Annotated in this window: 11 protein-coding genes; all 11 read right to left on the bottom strand. The window is 65.9% G+C overall.

Annotated features, from left to right (window positions below):
• Window positions 1-28: 28 nt before the first annotated feature.
• The 11 genes from purF to ACEN9H_RS05785 all read right to left on the bottom strand — a co-directional run bounded on the left by purF (window position 29) and on the right by ACEN9H_RS05785 (window position 12,917).
• Window positions 29-1,552, bottom strand: a complete 1,524-nt coding sequence (gene purF, locus ACEN9H_RS05835) for an amidophosphoribosyltransferase (protein ID WP_056136727.1) — start codon at window positions 1,550-1,552, stop codon at window positions 29-31.
• 40 nt (window positions 1,553-1,592) lie between these two features.
• The gene (locus tag ACEN9H_RS05830; protein ID WP_056136726.1) at window positions 1,593-2,081 is read right to left on the bottom strand and encodes a CvpA family protein; all 489 of its coding nucleotides are present in this window, start codon (window positions 2,079-2,081) and stop codon (window positions 1,593-1,595) included.
• A gap of 13 nt (window positions 2,082-2,094) precedes the next feature.
• On the bottom strand, window positions 2,095-3,096 hold the full coding sequence (locus tag ACEN9H_RS05825; RefSeq protein WP_413674080.1) for an SPOR domain-containing protein: 1,002 nt from the start codon (window positions 3,094-3,096) through the stop codon (window positions 2,095-2,097).
• An 11-nt stretch (window positions 3,097-3,107) separates the two neighbouring features.
• Entirely contained in the window at window positions 3,108-4,406 is a 1,299-nt protein-coding gene (gene folC / locus ACEN9H_RS05820) for a bifunctional tetrahydrofolate synthase/dihydrofolate synthase (RefSeq protein WP_160410289.1), read from the bottom strand.
• Between the two features lie 68 nt (window positions 4,407-4,474).
• Window positions 4,475-5,347, bottom strand: coding sequence for an acetyl-CoA carboxylase, carboxyltransferase subunit beta (gene accD, locus ACEN9H_RS05815; RefSeq protein ID WP_056136719.1), 873 nt, complete (start codon window positions 5,345-5,347; stop codon window positions 4,475-4,477).
• A gap of 162 nt (window positions 5,348-5,509) precedes the next feature.
• Entirely contained in the window at window positions 5,510-5,881 is a 372-nt protein-coding gene (locus ACEN9H_RS05810) for a hypothetical protein (RefSeq protein WP_413674079.1), read from the bottom strand.
• A gap of 291 nt (window positions 5,882-6,172) precedes the next feature.
• Entirely contained in the window at window positions 6,173-6,973 is an 801-nt protein-coding gene (gene trpA, locus ACEN9H_RS05805) for a tryptophan synthase subunit alpha (protein ID WP_056136715.1), read from the bottom strand.
• A gap of 84 nt (window positions 6,974-7,057) precedes the next feature.
• On the bottom strand, window positions 7,058-8,314 hold the full coding sequence (gene trpB, locus ACEN9H_RS05800; RefSeq protein WP_413674078.1) for a tryptophan synthase subunit beta: 1,257 nt from the start codon (window positions 8,312-8,314) through the stop codon (window positions 7,058-7,060).
• Entirely contained in the window at window positions 8,283-8,990 is a 708-nt protein-coding gene (locus ACEN9H_RS05795) for a phosphoribosylanthranilate isomerase (protein WP_413674077.1), read from the bottom strand. Before ACEN9H_RS05795 ends, trpB begins: the two co-directional genes overlap by 32 nt.
• A 148-nt stretch (window positions 8,991-9,138) precedes the next feature.
• Window positions 9,139-9,939, bottom strand: coding sequence for a tRNA pseudouridine(38-40) synthase TruA (gene truA, locus ACEN9H_RS05790; RefSeq protein WP_413674076.1), 801 nt, complete (start codon window positions 9,937-9,939; stop codon window positions 9,139-9,141).
• Between the two features lie 11 nt (window positions 9,940-9,950).
• Complete coding sequence (locus tag ACEN9H_RS05785) at window positions 9,951-12,917, bottom strand: FimV/HubP family polar landmark protein (RefSeq protein ID WP_413674075.1); 2,967 nt, start codon at window positions 12,915-12,917, stop codon at window positions 9,951-9,953.
• Between the last annotated feature and the right edge of the window lie 98 nt (window positions 12,918-13,015).

Below are 13,015 nucleotides of genomic sequence, written 5' to 3'. Positions count from 1 at the left end.
ACCGGGTGCCCGCCCTACGGAATACGCGTTATTCCGCCGCGACGGGCGGGTTCAGGTTCAGTTGCGTGCGCACGATGTCTTCCGACGATTTACCGGACGACTTGTGGCGCGCGTGCTCCAGCTGGTCGAGGTAGGCCGGCGTGACGTCGCCCGTGACGTAGACGCCGTCGAAGCACGACGCTTCCACGTTCGTCAGGGCCGGGTTGACGTCGGAGATCGACTTCTTCAGCGCATCGAGGTCCTGGTAGACGAGGCGGTCGGCCGTGATCTCGCGGCACACTTCCTCGACGGTGCGGCCATGGGCGATCAGCTCGTCGCGCGTCGGCATGTCGATGCCGTACACGTTCGGGTACAGGACCGGCGGCGCGGCGGACGCGAAGAACACCTTGCGGGCGCCCGATTCGCGCGCCATCTGCACGATCTCGCGGCTCGTCGTGCCGCGCACGATGGAGTCGTCGACGAGCAGCACGTTCTTGTCCTTGAATTCGGACGGGATCGCGTTCAGCTTCTGGCGCACCGACTTCTTGCGCATCGCCTGGCCCGGCATGATGAACGTGCGGCCGACGTAGCGGTTCTTGATGAAGCCTTCGCGGTATTCGACGCCCAGTTTCAGCGCGAGCTGGATGGCGGCCGGACGCGACGAATCCGGGATCGGCATCACGACGTCGATCTCTTCGACCGGAATCTCCTTGCGGATCTTCTCGGCCAGGTATTCGCCCATGCGCAGGCGGGTGGCGTACACGGAGGCGCCGTCGATCACGGAGTCCGGGCGGGCCAGGTAGACGTATTCGAACGCGCACGGATTCAGCGACGGATTCTCGGCGCACTGGCGGGTGTGCAGCTGGCGGTCGGCGTCGACCCAGACGGCTTCGCCCGGCGCGATGTCGCGCACGAAGCGGAAGCCCAGGCCTTCCAGCGCGACGGATTCGCTTGCGACGAGGTATTCGGGGCCGTTCTCCGTCTCGTTGATGCCGAGGCACAGCGGGCGGATGCCGAACGGGTCGCGGAACGCGAGCAGGCCGTGGCCGGCGATCTGGGCGATGACGGCGTACGCGCCGCGCACGCGGCGGTGCACGTGCGCGACGGCCTTGAACACGGCGTCCGGATCGAGCGAGTAGCCGTCGGCGGCCGTGGCGATCTCGTGGGCCAGCACGTTCAGCAGGACTTCCGAGTCGGAGTTCGTGTTGACGTGGCGGCGGTCGATGCGGAACAGCTCTTCCTTCAGTTGTTCCTGGTTCGTGAGGTTACCGTTGTGCGCAAGGGTGATGCCGAACGGGGCATTCACGTAGAACGGCTGCGCTTCCTCTTCGCTGGACGAGCCGGCGGTCGGGTAGCGGCAGTGGCCAATGCCGGAATTGCCTTGCAGCGAACGCATGTTACGCGTGCGGAAGACGTCTCGCACGAGGCCGTTGGCCTTGTACATCGAGAACATGCTGCTGTGATTGGTTGCAATCCCCGCTGCGTCCTGACCGCGGTGCTGCAACAGCAGCAACGCATCATATAACAGCTGGTTGACGGGGGCTTGCGAGACGACGCCGACGATGCCACACATGGTGTGCTCCTAAACTTGGACAGCTAGACAAAAGGGTGTTTCAAAACTGCACGTGCTGCGCGAAGGCAGCGGGCAAGAAAGGTTTGACGGTGCGCGCTCCGGTTTCCGCCATGGGCGAGAACAGCGCGTCTTTCCAGAAAGCCTGTTGGGGGATGGATGTCATCCCGCACAATATGACGCCGGCCAGCACGATCACAATACCCCGGCCCAATCCGAACAGGCCGCCGAGTCCGCGGTCGGCCAGGGACAGGCCGGAGGCCTCGATCAGGGCGCTGATCGCAAGGGCCAGCAGGCCCATCAGCACGCGCACGCCGAGGAACAGTGCAATGAAGGCAACGATCAGCCGCAAGGCTTCGCCCGGAATCACGGATGGTAGCATGGGTGCCAGTTTCGCGCCGAAGGCGTTGGCCACGATGAAGGCCGCCACCCAGCCGACCAGCGACAGGATTTCCTTCACCAGGCCGCGCATGGTGCTGATGACGACCGACGAGATCAGGATGAACAACACCACGTAGTCGAAAATCGTCACGGCTTCAATCGAATCAGACTGGGGTCATGGCGCCGGACAAGCCCAGGCGGCCCAGCTTGGCGCGTACTTTCTCGGCGTCTTCCTTGTTCAGGGGGCCGACTCTAACGCGGATCAGTTCGCCGGAGGGGGTGGACGTCTTCTGCGTGTACGACGAGATGCCCGCTTCGCGCAGCTTCGCTTGCACTTCCGCCGCCTTTTCCTGGCTCGACAGTGCGGCCACCTGCAGCACGAAGCGCTGCGACGAGGCCTCGGCCGGCTTGTCCTTCTCCGCCGGCTTGCCTTCCAGGATGGCCATGGCGCGCGCCGCGTCGTCCTTCGGCTTCACGGGCTTGTCCTCGGCCTTCTTCGCCTTCTCCCGGGCTTCACGCGCGAGGCGCTCCGCCTTCTCGTGCTCGGCCCGGTCGTGCTCGGCCTTCGCGCGTTCCGCCTTTTCCTTCTCGGCGAGGCGCGCCTCGGCCTTCGCATCCTTGTGCTCGGCCGCGGGCGTTTCCTTGTGTTCGGGCTTGTGCTCGACCTTCGGCTCCGGTTTCGGCGCGATCATGGCCGGCGGCTGCGTCGCGACGCTCTCCGGCCTGGCGGCGGCGACGGCGGCCGGGGCCTTCGCGGCGGGCGCGGGCGGCGGTGCGTCGACCACTTCCTCGCCCTTGTCGACGCTGTCCGCGGCGGACACGGCCTTGTCAGCGGCCGGCACGGGCAGCGGCGCGGCCTTGTCTTTCGCGGGAATCTGGATCGCGATGTCGCCGGCGAGTGGCTTGGGCTCGGAATCGAGGAGCATCGGCAGGCCGACGGCCGCCGCGAGCGCCAGCGCGATGGCGCCGACGAGACGGCGCCGGGCGCGCTTCTTTTCGGGGAGCATGGGGTCGGCACCGGGACGGCGCGATGCGCCGCCACCGGCATTGCTGGCGCGTTTGGCGCGGGCGCGCTCGCCAATCGCGGCGTCGTCGTCCTTGCTGTAGAAGCGGCCACTGTCCTCGGTGAGGCGGTCCTGCTTGCTTTTACGGGAGAACAAGCCCATGCGGTGTCACGTCAATGAAGAGAGGATTTACGGGCTGCCATCACGCCAGCCACGGTATAGAACGAGCCAAAGACCACTATTCTATCATCCTGTCCGGCCCGGCTTGTTGCATCTGCGAATGCATCGGCCGGATTCGCGAACGTTTTGACCGAGAATTCGTCGTCTTTCGCACCACTCGGCTTCAATGCCCGCAGCTTCTCGGCCAGCACGGCCGGGTCGGCCGACCGGGGCGACGGCAGCGCCGTCACGCACCAGTGGTCGATGGTCGGCGCGAGGTGGGCGATGACGGCGTCGATGTCCTTGTCCTGCATGATGCCGAACACGGCGTACGTGAAACGGTGGAACCCCATATTTCCCAGGTTCTGGGCGAGCGTCGCGGCCGCGTGCGGGTTGTGCGCGACGTCGAGGATCGTCGTCGGACGGCCCGCCAGCACCTGGAAGCGGCCCGGCAATTCGACCATCGCGAGGCCCGCGCGCGTTTCCTGCGCGCCGACCGGCAGCACGTTGCGCAGCGCTTCCAGCGCGGCCAGCGCGGCCGATGCGTTCAGCAGCTGGTTGGCGCCGCGCAGCGCCGGATACGCGAGCGAATTGCGGCGCTGCGTGCGGCCGCCGTAGGCCCACTGCTGCTTGTCGCCCTGGTAGTTGAAATCGCGGCCCAGCAGCCACAGGTCGGCACCGATGTCTTCCGCATGCTTGATCAACGCTTGCGGCGGCTGCGGATCGCTGCAGATCGCGGGCTTCCCGGGACGGAAGATGCCGGCCTTCTCGAAGCCGATCTCTTCGCGCGTGTCGCCGAGATAATCCTTGTGGTCGATGTCGATGCTCGTGACGATGGACACGTCCGCATCGATCACGTTCACGGCATCCAGGCGGCCGCCGAGGCCCACTTCCAGGATCGCCACGTCGACGCCGGACGTCGACAGCAGATGCATGATCGCGAGCGTCGTGAATTCGAAATACGTGAGGTCGATGTCGCCGCGGCGCGCCTCGACGTCGTTGAAGGCGGCGATGAGCTTGTCGTCGCTGGCCATGTCGCCGTTGATGCGGGCGCGCTCGTTGAAGTCGAGGAAGTGCGGCTTGATGTACAGGCCGACTTTGTAGCCGCTCTGCAGCAGGATGGCTTCCAGCATGGCGCAGGTCGAGCCCTTGCCGTTGGTGCCCGCGACCATGATCACGGGGCAGGAAAAGGCGAGGCCCATGCGCTCCTTGACGGCGCGCACACGGTCCAGGCCCATGTCGATGTGGGTTTCGGCATGGCGCGACTCGAGCAGCGCCAGCCAGTCGGGCAAGGTAGTCGGCAGGTTAGGCATGGGATGGCTTCCGGAATGCGCCCGCCCGGCTGCTTTGCACAAGCAGCCGGCCGCGCGGTGACAGCGAATCAGGCGATGACGTCGGCCGGCTGGCTTTGCAGCAGGGCGAGCAGTTGCGCGATTTCTTCGCGCATCTTGCGGCGGTCGACGATCATGTCGATGGCACCTTTTTGCAGCAGGAACTCGGAACGCTGGAAGCCTTCCGGCAGTTTTTCACGCACCGTGTTCTCGATCACGCGCGGACCTGCGAAGCCGATCAGGGCCTTCGGTTCGGCGATGACGACGTCGCCCATGAACGCGAACGAAGCGGACACGCCGCCCGTCGTCGGGTCGGTCAGCACGCTGATGAACGGCAGTTTTTTCTCGGCCAGCTTGGTCAGCATCGACGTGGTCTTGGCCATCTGCATCAGCGACAGCAGGCCTTCCTGCATGCGCGCGCCGCCGCTGGCGGTAATGCAGATGAAAGGCACCTTCTGCTCGAGCGCCACCTGGGCGCCGCGCACGAAGCGCTCGCCGTTCACGGAACCCATTGTGCCGGCCATGAATTCGTAGGCGAAGCAGGCGACCACGACCGGCAGGCTCATGATCGAACCGCCCTGCACGACCATCGAATCGGTCTCGCCGGTGGCTTCCATCGCGTCCTTCAGACGATCAGGATATTTCTTGCTGTCTTTGAACTTGAGGGTATCGACCGGCAGCACGTCCTGGCCGATCTCGTAGCGGCCGCCCTCGTCGAGCAGCGCGTCGAGGCGCTCGCGGGCGCGGATGCGCATGTGGTGGCTGCATTTCGGGCAGACATGCAGGTTCGACTCCAGGTCGGCGCGGTACAGGACCGACTCGCACGACGGGCACTTGACCCACAGGCCTTCGGGCATGGTCTGGCGTTTGGCGGCATCGGAGCGCTGGATCCGGGGGGGCAGCAGCTTTTCCAACCAACTCATGTTCTCTCCTTTGCGGCAATTCTGGAATTGGGCGTAGTGTAGCCGTTCGCATCAGGCTTGTCGAATTCTTGCCGTTAATTACTTGCCTTCTTAGCAAAGTTGCGCTAGCAGAAATGAGAACCGGGGCGCTTGGCCCCGGCAATGTCGTGCACGATCCCGGCGTCAGCGCACGGCGGCCTCGCTGACCTCCGCCGTCGTGAATTCGAAGCCGCCGATGCGGGCTGCGACCAGATTGTAAATCCACGCACCGAATGCAGCGCCGATGAAGGCGCCTACCGCGTAGGCCACCGGCATCATGATCAGCATGGCGATGCCGGCGCCTGCAGGCATGAACGATGACATGAACAACCCGGCCAGTACGACGACGGGAATGGCGGTGACGAGATAGACAGCGGCCATGACCTTGGCCGACTGCACGACGGAAACCTGCACGATTTGTTTTTTCATATGGATGCCGGGGTTGAGTGGAAGAAAACTGCACTTCCACTCTATCGCTCCATTTCCACCAAGAAAATCGACCGCATCAAAAGACACCGGCGTCAGCTCCCGATTTCGAGCAATTTCCCAAATTCGGGGTCAGAGCATCTTTTTTTTCAGATTCGGGGTCAGAGCACATTTTCGGGATGCGCGCTGGCGGGGCCCCGATCAATTGATTCCGACATGACGTCGACAGGCTCACTCTGGCGCGAGCGATTTGGCTGACAACTAATCAATTGCTCGAAAAAGTGCTCTGACCCCGAATTTTCGAGAAAATGTGCTCTGACCCCGAATCTGGGCAACAAAAAAACCGGGGCATGCCCCGGTTCGTGTCGTGCTGCGAATGAATCAGCGGGCGTCCAGCGCTTCCCGGATCCCGGCGACGAAGGCGCGTACGGCCGCGGGCCCCTGCTCTTTCGGCGTGTTTTCCAGTTCCTGGATGATGCGGCTGCCGATGACGACCGCGTCGGCGACGCTGGCCACCGATTTCGCCGTCTGCGCGTCGCGGATGCCGAAGCCCACGCCGATCGGCAGCTTGACGTGCTCGCGGATCGCTGCCACGCGCTTGGCCACGTCGGCCGTGTCGATGCCGCCGGCACCCGTCACGCCCTTCAGCGACACGTAGTAGCTGAAGCCGCTGCCGTGGCGCGCCACCTGCTTCACGCGTTCCGTGGTCGACGTCGGCGCGAGCAGGAAGATCACGTCGAGGTCGTTGGCCTTCATCTCGGCCGCGAACGCTTCGCATTCCTCCGGCGGGTAGTCGACGACGATGGCGCCGTCGGCACCGGCCGCCTTCGCGCGGCGGACGAATTCGCTCTGGCCCATGCGCTCGATCGGGTTCGCGTAGCCCATCAGCACGACCGGCGTGTGCTGGTTCGTTTTTCGAAACTCGGCGACGTAGCCGAACACGTCGGTCATGCTGACGCCGAAAGTGAGCGCCCGCTCGCAGGCGCGCTGGATGACGGGGCCTTCCGCCATCGGGTCGGAGAACGGGACACCCAGTTCGAGGACGTCGGCGCCGCCTTCCACGAGGGCGTGCAGCAACGGGACGGTCAGTTCCGGGGCCGGGTCGCCGGCGGTAATGAAGGTGACGAGGCCGGTCTTGCCCTGTTCCTTGAGGGCGTCGAAAGTTTGTGCGATACGGGACATGCTGTTATTCCTTATTCTGTGGTTGCAAACGATGGGGCACGTCGAAAAACCTGACGGTTTTTCGAGGTGCCCGATGATGGGGGCTCAGCCGAAGTTGAGTCCCGCCCGTTGCGCCACGGTGTGCATGTCCTTGTCGCCGCGGCCCGACAGGTTGACCAGGATGATCTGGTCCTTGGGCAGGGTCGGCGCCAGCTTGGCGGCGTAGGCGATCGCGTGCGACGATTCCAGCGCGGGGATGATGCCCTCGATGCGGCAGCAGTCGTGGAAGGCGGCCAGCGCCTCGTCGTCCGTGATCGACACGTATTCCGCACGCTGGCTGTCCTTCAGCCACGCGTGTTCCGGTCCAACGCCCGGATAATCCAGGCCCGCCGACACCGAATGCGTTTCGATGATCTGGCCGTGCTCGTCCTGCAGCAGATAGGTGCGGTTGCCGTGCAGGACGCCCGGGAAGCCGGCCGTCAGCGACGCCGCGTGCTTGCCCGAGTCGAGGCCCTCGCCCGCCGCCTCGACGCCCACGAGCTTCACGCCCGGCTCGTCGATGTACGGATAAAAGATGCCCATCGCGTTCGAGCCGCCGCCGATGCAGGCGACGACGTAGTCCGGCTGGCGGCCCGTCATCTGCGGCATCTGCACGCGGCATTCCTCGCCGATCACGGACTGGAAGTCGCGCACCATCATCGGATACGGGTGCGGACCGGCGACCGTGCCGATGATGTAGAACGTGTTCTCGATGTTCGTGACCCAGTCGCGCATCGCTTCGTTGAGCGCGTCCTTCAAGGTCTTGGAGCCCGACTCCACCGGCACGACGGTCGCACCCAGCAGTTTCATGCGGTAGACGTTCTGCGCCTGGCGCTTGACGTCCTCGCTCCCCATATAGATCACGCATTCGAGGCCGAAGCGGGCGCAGATCGTGGCCGTCGCGACGCCGTGCTGGCCGGCGCCCGTCTCGGCGATGATGCGCGGCTTGCCCATGCGTTTCGCGAGCAGCGCCTGGCCGATCACGTTGTTGATCTTGTGGGCGCCCGTGTGGTTCAGGTCTTCGCGCTTGAAGAAGATCTGCGCACCGCCGCCCTGTTCGGACCAGCGTTTGGCGTGGTAGACGGGCGACGGACGGCCGACGAAGTGCGCCAGCTCGTAGCGGAATTCTTCGAGGAATTCGGGGTCCTGGCTGTAGCGCGCGTACGCGTCGTTCAGCTCGGCCAGCGCGTGGCTCAGCGTCTCGGCGACGAACGAGCCGCCGTACGGGCCGAAGTGGCCGGTGGTGTCCGGCAGTTGATAGTCGGGGGTCTTGAACAGCGCTGCAGTGTATTCACCTGCGCCGTTGACTTGATTCGCTTTCATGGTGTTCCTGGCTCAAAAGGGTGGCATCGCCTGCCCGCACCGCGTCGATGAACGCGGCAATCTTGCGGGCATCCTTGATCCCCTTCGCCGCCTCGACACCGCTACTGATGTCGACCGCGAAGGGGCGTACTTGCGCCACCGCGCCAGTCACGTTGTGTACGCTCAAGCCACCACTCAAAACGACCCGAGGCGCGAGCTCTTTTGGAATAAGAGACCAATCGAAAACCTTTCCTGCGCCGCCGTAGGCATCTACGTACGTGTCGAGCAGCAAACCCGAGAACCAGGGAGAAGCGGCGCGGTATTGAGCTTCCGATTCTAGCAAATCGGCGGCGGTCGTGTCAGGTTTTACCCGGAATGCCCGCGTGAACGGGCGTTGCACGGCCTGCGCCAGTTGCGCGCATGCCTCCGGTGTTTCGTCGCCGTGGAATTGCAGCAGCGACACCGGCCCCGCCGCGACGACGGCACGGACCTCGTCCACGGTCGCGTTGACGAACAGCGCGACGGCGTTCACGTATGGCGGCAGTTCACGGGCCAGCTCGGCGTAGCGCTGCGCGGTGACGTAACGGGGGCTCTTGGCGTAGAACACGAAGCCGAGGGCGTCGGCGCCGGCGTCGACGGCAGCGTGCAGGTCTTCGGTGCGGGTGATGCCGCAGATTTTGATGCGGGTACGTTTCATAGAAAGCTAGGGTTAGATGCGAAACCGTCATCCCCGCGCAGGCGGGGATCCATGCTGATCTGCAGAAATCGCAAAGCTCGCGCCATCGCAACGTGTGCGGGCTTTGGTGCCTCAGCATGGGTTCCCGCTTTCGCGGGAACGACGCCGATCAGAGCCACGGCAGCGGCGGCGCCGGCTCCTGCGGCAAGCCCCACTTCGGGTCGTAGTCGATTGTAGCAAGGTACAGCCCATCCGGCATGAAGGTGGGCGCCGCGGCGTCGCGCGAGCGCGCGTCCAGCACCTCGGCCATCCAGCCAGGCTCGTTGCGTCCGGTCCCCACGTAGATCAGCGAGCCGACGATGTTGCGCACCATGTGATGCAGGAACGCGGACGCGCGCACCGTGAACACGATGATGTCGCCCATCCGTTCGATGTTCACCTCATGCATCTGCTTGATCGGCGAATTCGCCTGGCAGCCGGATGCGCGGAAGCTGGAAAAATCGTGCGTGCCGATCAGGTGCGCGGCGGCTTCCCGCATGCGCTCGACGTCGAGCGGGCGGAACACCCAGCCGGCGCGTCCGGCCAGCAGCGCCGACGGATTGGCGTGGTTGTACAGCACGTAGCGATAGGTGCGCGAGCGGGCCGAGAAGCGCGCGTGGAAGTCCTGCCCGTCGGCGTCCGGTGCCACGACGTGGGCCCAGCGCACGACGATCGACTCGGGCAGGAACGCGTTCGTACCGCGCACCCATGATTGCGGGGCGCGGTCGAGGTCCGTGTCGAAATGGACGACCTGCTCGATGGCGTGGACGCCGGCGTCGGTGCGGCCGGCGCACGTCGTCGCGAGCCGCGTGCAGGCAAATTTCTCGAGCGCGATCTCCAGCTGGTCCTGGACCGTGTCGCGCGATGGTTGTTTCTGATACCCGTTCCAGGCGGTGCCCACATACTGGACACCCAATGCGATACGTGTCAAATCGTCCTGCCTTACACCAGTGCCGCGCGCATCGAGTTGGCGCGTGCCGCCTGCTCGGGATTGCCGCCGCGGATGACTTCTTCGAGCAGCTCGCGCGCCCCTTCCTTGTCGCCGATCTCCTGGTAAGCGATGGCCAGGTCCAGCTTCGTCTCCATCTCCATGTGCGAGGCGGACAGCGCGGCCGGCTCCGCCGGTTCGGCCGGCGCGGCAAACTGCGGCTCGGACAGCGACTGCACTTCCGGCAGCGGCAGCGAACCGTCGGCCGGCAGGTCGAGGTCGAAGCCGCCGACGTCGAACTGCGGCGTGGCCGGTTCCAGCACGATGCGGTCATGCTCGGCGAACGGCGCGTCGGCCGGTGCCGGCGTGGCCGGGATGTCGAACAGGTGCTCGTCCAGCGCGGCCGTCGGGATCGAGGCTGCCGAATTTGCAACCGAACCTTCTGCGCGCGGCGTCTCGTCCAGGCCGAAGTCCATCGCGTCGAGGTCGAACAGCGGATCGCGTGCCGGCTGCTCCGGCTCCGGCGGCAGGTTGGCCTGCAGTTCCGTCGGCAGGTCGGGCAGGTCGAATTCGCGGGCCAGGTTGGCCATCTCGATGTCGGCGGCGGCAGCGGTGCTTGCGGCCGCAGCCGCGGCCGGCGCCAGCAAATCATCGTCCCTGTGCACTTCCAGTTGCGGCACCGGGTTCGCGGCCGGGGCGGCGAAGTCCATGTCGAACGAGAAGTCGAGCGGGTCGTGTTCGGCCTTATCGAGTGCGACAGCCGGCTCGGCCGCCGGCGGCTCGGCCGGCTTCTCGAACGCGCTCATGTCGAAGTCGAGATCGTGCACGCCACCCAGGTCGGCGGCTGGTTCCGCGGCCGCTTGCGGCGCGGGCGCCGGCTCGACCGGTTCGAACGCGAGGCCGCCCAGGTCGAAGTCGAGCACGTGATCGTCTTCCATCGGCGCGGGTTCGGTCGACGGTGCATTGGTGACGGGCGCCGGGGCCGGCTGCGCGGTCGCCATCGCGTCGGCGAAATGCTGGCTGAAGTCCAGCGGCTCGCCCGCCAGCGCCGCCGTCGGCGTGGCCTGCGGGTCGGGCGCGCTGAACACGTCGTCCAGCTCCTTCGACAGCAGGGCCTGCTGGCCCAGTTCCTCGGTGCTCGCCACCGGACCGCTCGGTGCGGCGGTGTGCTGGTACAGCGGGTTGAGTGGATCGATGGTGAGGCCCAGCGCGGCGGCCTGCGCCCACTCGTCGCCCTGCCCGCGCGTCATGCTGTAGAGTTCCGCGGCCTGCGTCTCGAACGCGCGCTGGTCCTTGCGCGCGGCATAGATCTCGAGCAGCTTCAGGCGCGCCGGGTAGCGTTCCGGATGCGTGCGCAGGGCTTCCTTGAGGATTTCCTCGGCCTGGGCATCGCGGCCATAGGCGATGTAGACGTCGGCTTCCGCCACCGGATCCACCTCGTTCGTGTCGAGCTGGCTGGCGGACGGCGCGAAGCTGGAATTGAAGACGCTGTTGTTCGTGTCGACGCTCTGGCCGCCCGTCTCCGCGAACATCGAGTGCGCGGGTTCGCTCGGCACGCCGAGGATAGCCGGTTCCGGCACTACCTTGACGACCTTCTTCTTGCGGCGCTGGGCGACGAGCAGGCCGCCGAGCAGCAGCGCGGCCGCGCCGCCGCCGACCAGCGGCAGGTTCTGCATGATGAAGTCCATCAGGCCCGGTTCCGGCGGCGCGCCGGCGGGCTTCGCGGCCGGCTTGATGGTCGGCAGCTTTTGCGGTGCCGGCGCTTGTGCGTGCTGTGCCGGCGGTGTCGTGGCGGCAGGCGCGGCAGCGTTCTTTTCCGCCTCGGCGCCGGCCTTGCTCTTGATCGTGGCGATCTTCTCGAGGTCGTTCACGTTGCGTTCGAGCTCGCGCACGCGCGTCTGCGCATCGGCCAGTTCCTTCTCCTTGGCGATGCGGTCCTCGGCGCTCATCGTCGTGCCCTTGCCGGCCGGCGTGGTCGGGGCGGCTTTCGACAGACGGAGCTGGTCCTGCGATTCGTTCGCGGCGGTCGGGCGCTCCTCGACCTTGGCCGTGATCTTGCCGGCCGCGCTCTGCCCCGCCTGCGGGGTCTTGACGGGTTCGGAGGCGCCGACCTGGCCCGCCAGCTTGTTGCGGTAGGCGTTGAAGTCGGCCGCGTGGGCGACGACGACGCCGTGTGCCTCGGTATCGTCCGTAGCGCGCACGGCATCGCCCGCCGGCACGGTCAGGATGCGCCCCGATTTCAGGCGGTTCATGTTGTTGCCGATGAAGGCATCCGGATTGGCGCGGTACAGCGCCACGAGCATCATGTCGAGCGACACGTCGACGGGTTTCAGCTGAGTGGCGATGCGGCCCAGGCTGTCGCCCGGCTTGACGCGGTAGCGTGACGACGCTGCTGTCTCGGCCGCCGGCCTGGGCGCTTCCGGGGTCTCGGCACGGGCGGCACGGCGCGGACGCTCGGCAGCCGGCGCGGTCGAAGGTTGCGCCGGCGCGGGCGCCGCTTCCGTGCGCGGACGCGCGGATTCGCTCGCCGCGACCTGCGCCGACTGCGTCGCGCGCAGCTCGGCCGGATCGAGCAGGAACGTGTATTCGCGTACGAGGCGGCCGTTATTCCACGACAGTTCGAGCAGCATGTCGACGAACGGCTCGTTCAGCGGCTGCGTGGAGCTGACGCGGATGAACTGGCGTCCGCCGCGCTGCTCGACGTTGAAGCGCAGCGACAGCAGCGCCGGATTGAAATCGATGTTGGCCGCCTTGAACGCTTCCGGCGACGCCAGCTTCGCGGTGAGGCCGGACGCCTCGTCGCCGGACACCGCCGTCAGTTCGATTTCGGCACGCAAGGGCTGGCCGAGTGCGGACAACACCGTGAGCTTGCCGAGGCCGGCCGCGTGGGCCGCCGACGTCAGGACCAGCGCACTTGCGACCGCCGCAGTGAGCTTTTTCAGTGCGGACGACTTCATCGGGAGGCGGGGAGTGACATGCATAGGTTCGAGAGCGACGTGGCCGGAGGTCTCAGGAACATATCATCATGCACTGTGGCATGCAAGTTCCGCAGGGAGAAACATTCAAGGAGTCTGACGTA

The organism is Massilia cellulosiltytica (assembly GCF_047325105.1).
In the GTDB taxonomy this organism is placed as follows: Bacteria; Pseudomonadota; Gammaproteobacteria; order Burkholderiales; family Burkholderiaceae_D; genus Telluria; species Telluria orientalis.
The sequence above is the reverse complement of the archived record's forward strand: the minus strand, read 5'-3'. Positions and strand labels throughout refer to the sequence as shown.

What these genes read in the sequence shown, in the direction of transcription:
- ACEN9H_RS05785 (WP_413674075.1), bottom strand. Translation starts at nt 12,917, where the DNA reads ATGCATGTCACTCCCCGCCTCCCGATGAAGTCGTCCGCACTGAAAAAG.
- folC (WP_160410289.1), bottom strand. Translation starts at nt 4,406, where the DNA reads ATGCCTAACCTGCCGACTACCTTGCCCGACTGGCTGGCGCTGCTCGAG.
- ACEN9H_RS05795 (WP_413674077.1), bottom strand. Translation starts at nt 8,990, where the DNA reads ATGAAACGTACCCGCATCAAAATCTGCGGCATCACCCGCACCGAAGAC.
- ACEN9H_RS05825 (WP_413674080.1), bottom strand. Translation starts at nt 3,096, where the DNA reads ATGGGCTTGTTCTCCCGTAAAAGCAAGCAGGACCGCCTCACCGAGGAC.
- accD (WP_056136719.1), bottom strand. Translation starts at nt 5,347, where the DNA reads ATGAGTTGGTTGGAAAAGCTGCTGCCCCCCCGGATCCAGCGCTCCGAT.
- trpA (WP_056136715.1), bottom strand. Translation starts at nt 6,973, where the DNA reads ATGTCCCGTATCGCACAAACTTTCGACGCCCTCAAGGAACAGGGCAAG.
- purF (WP_056136727.1), bottom strand. Translation starts at nt 1,552, where the DNA reads ATGTGTGGCATCGTCGGCGTCGTCTCGCAAGCCCCCGTCAACCAGCTG.
- trpB (WP_413674078.1), bottom strand. Translation starts at nt 8,314, where the DNA reads ATGAAAGCGAATCAAGTCAACGGCGCAGGTGAATACACTGCAGCGCTG.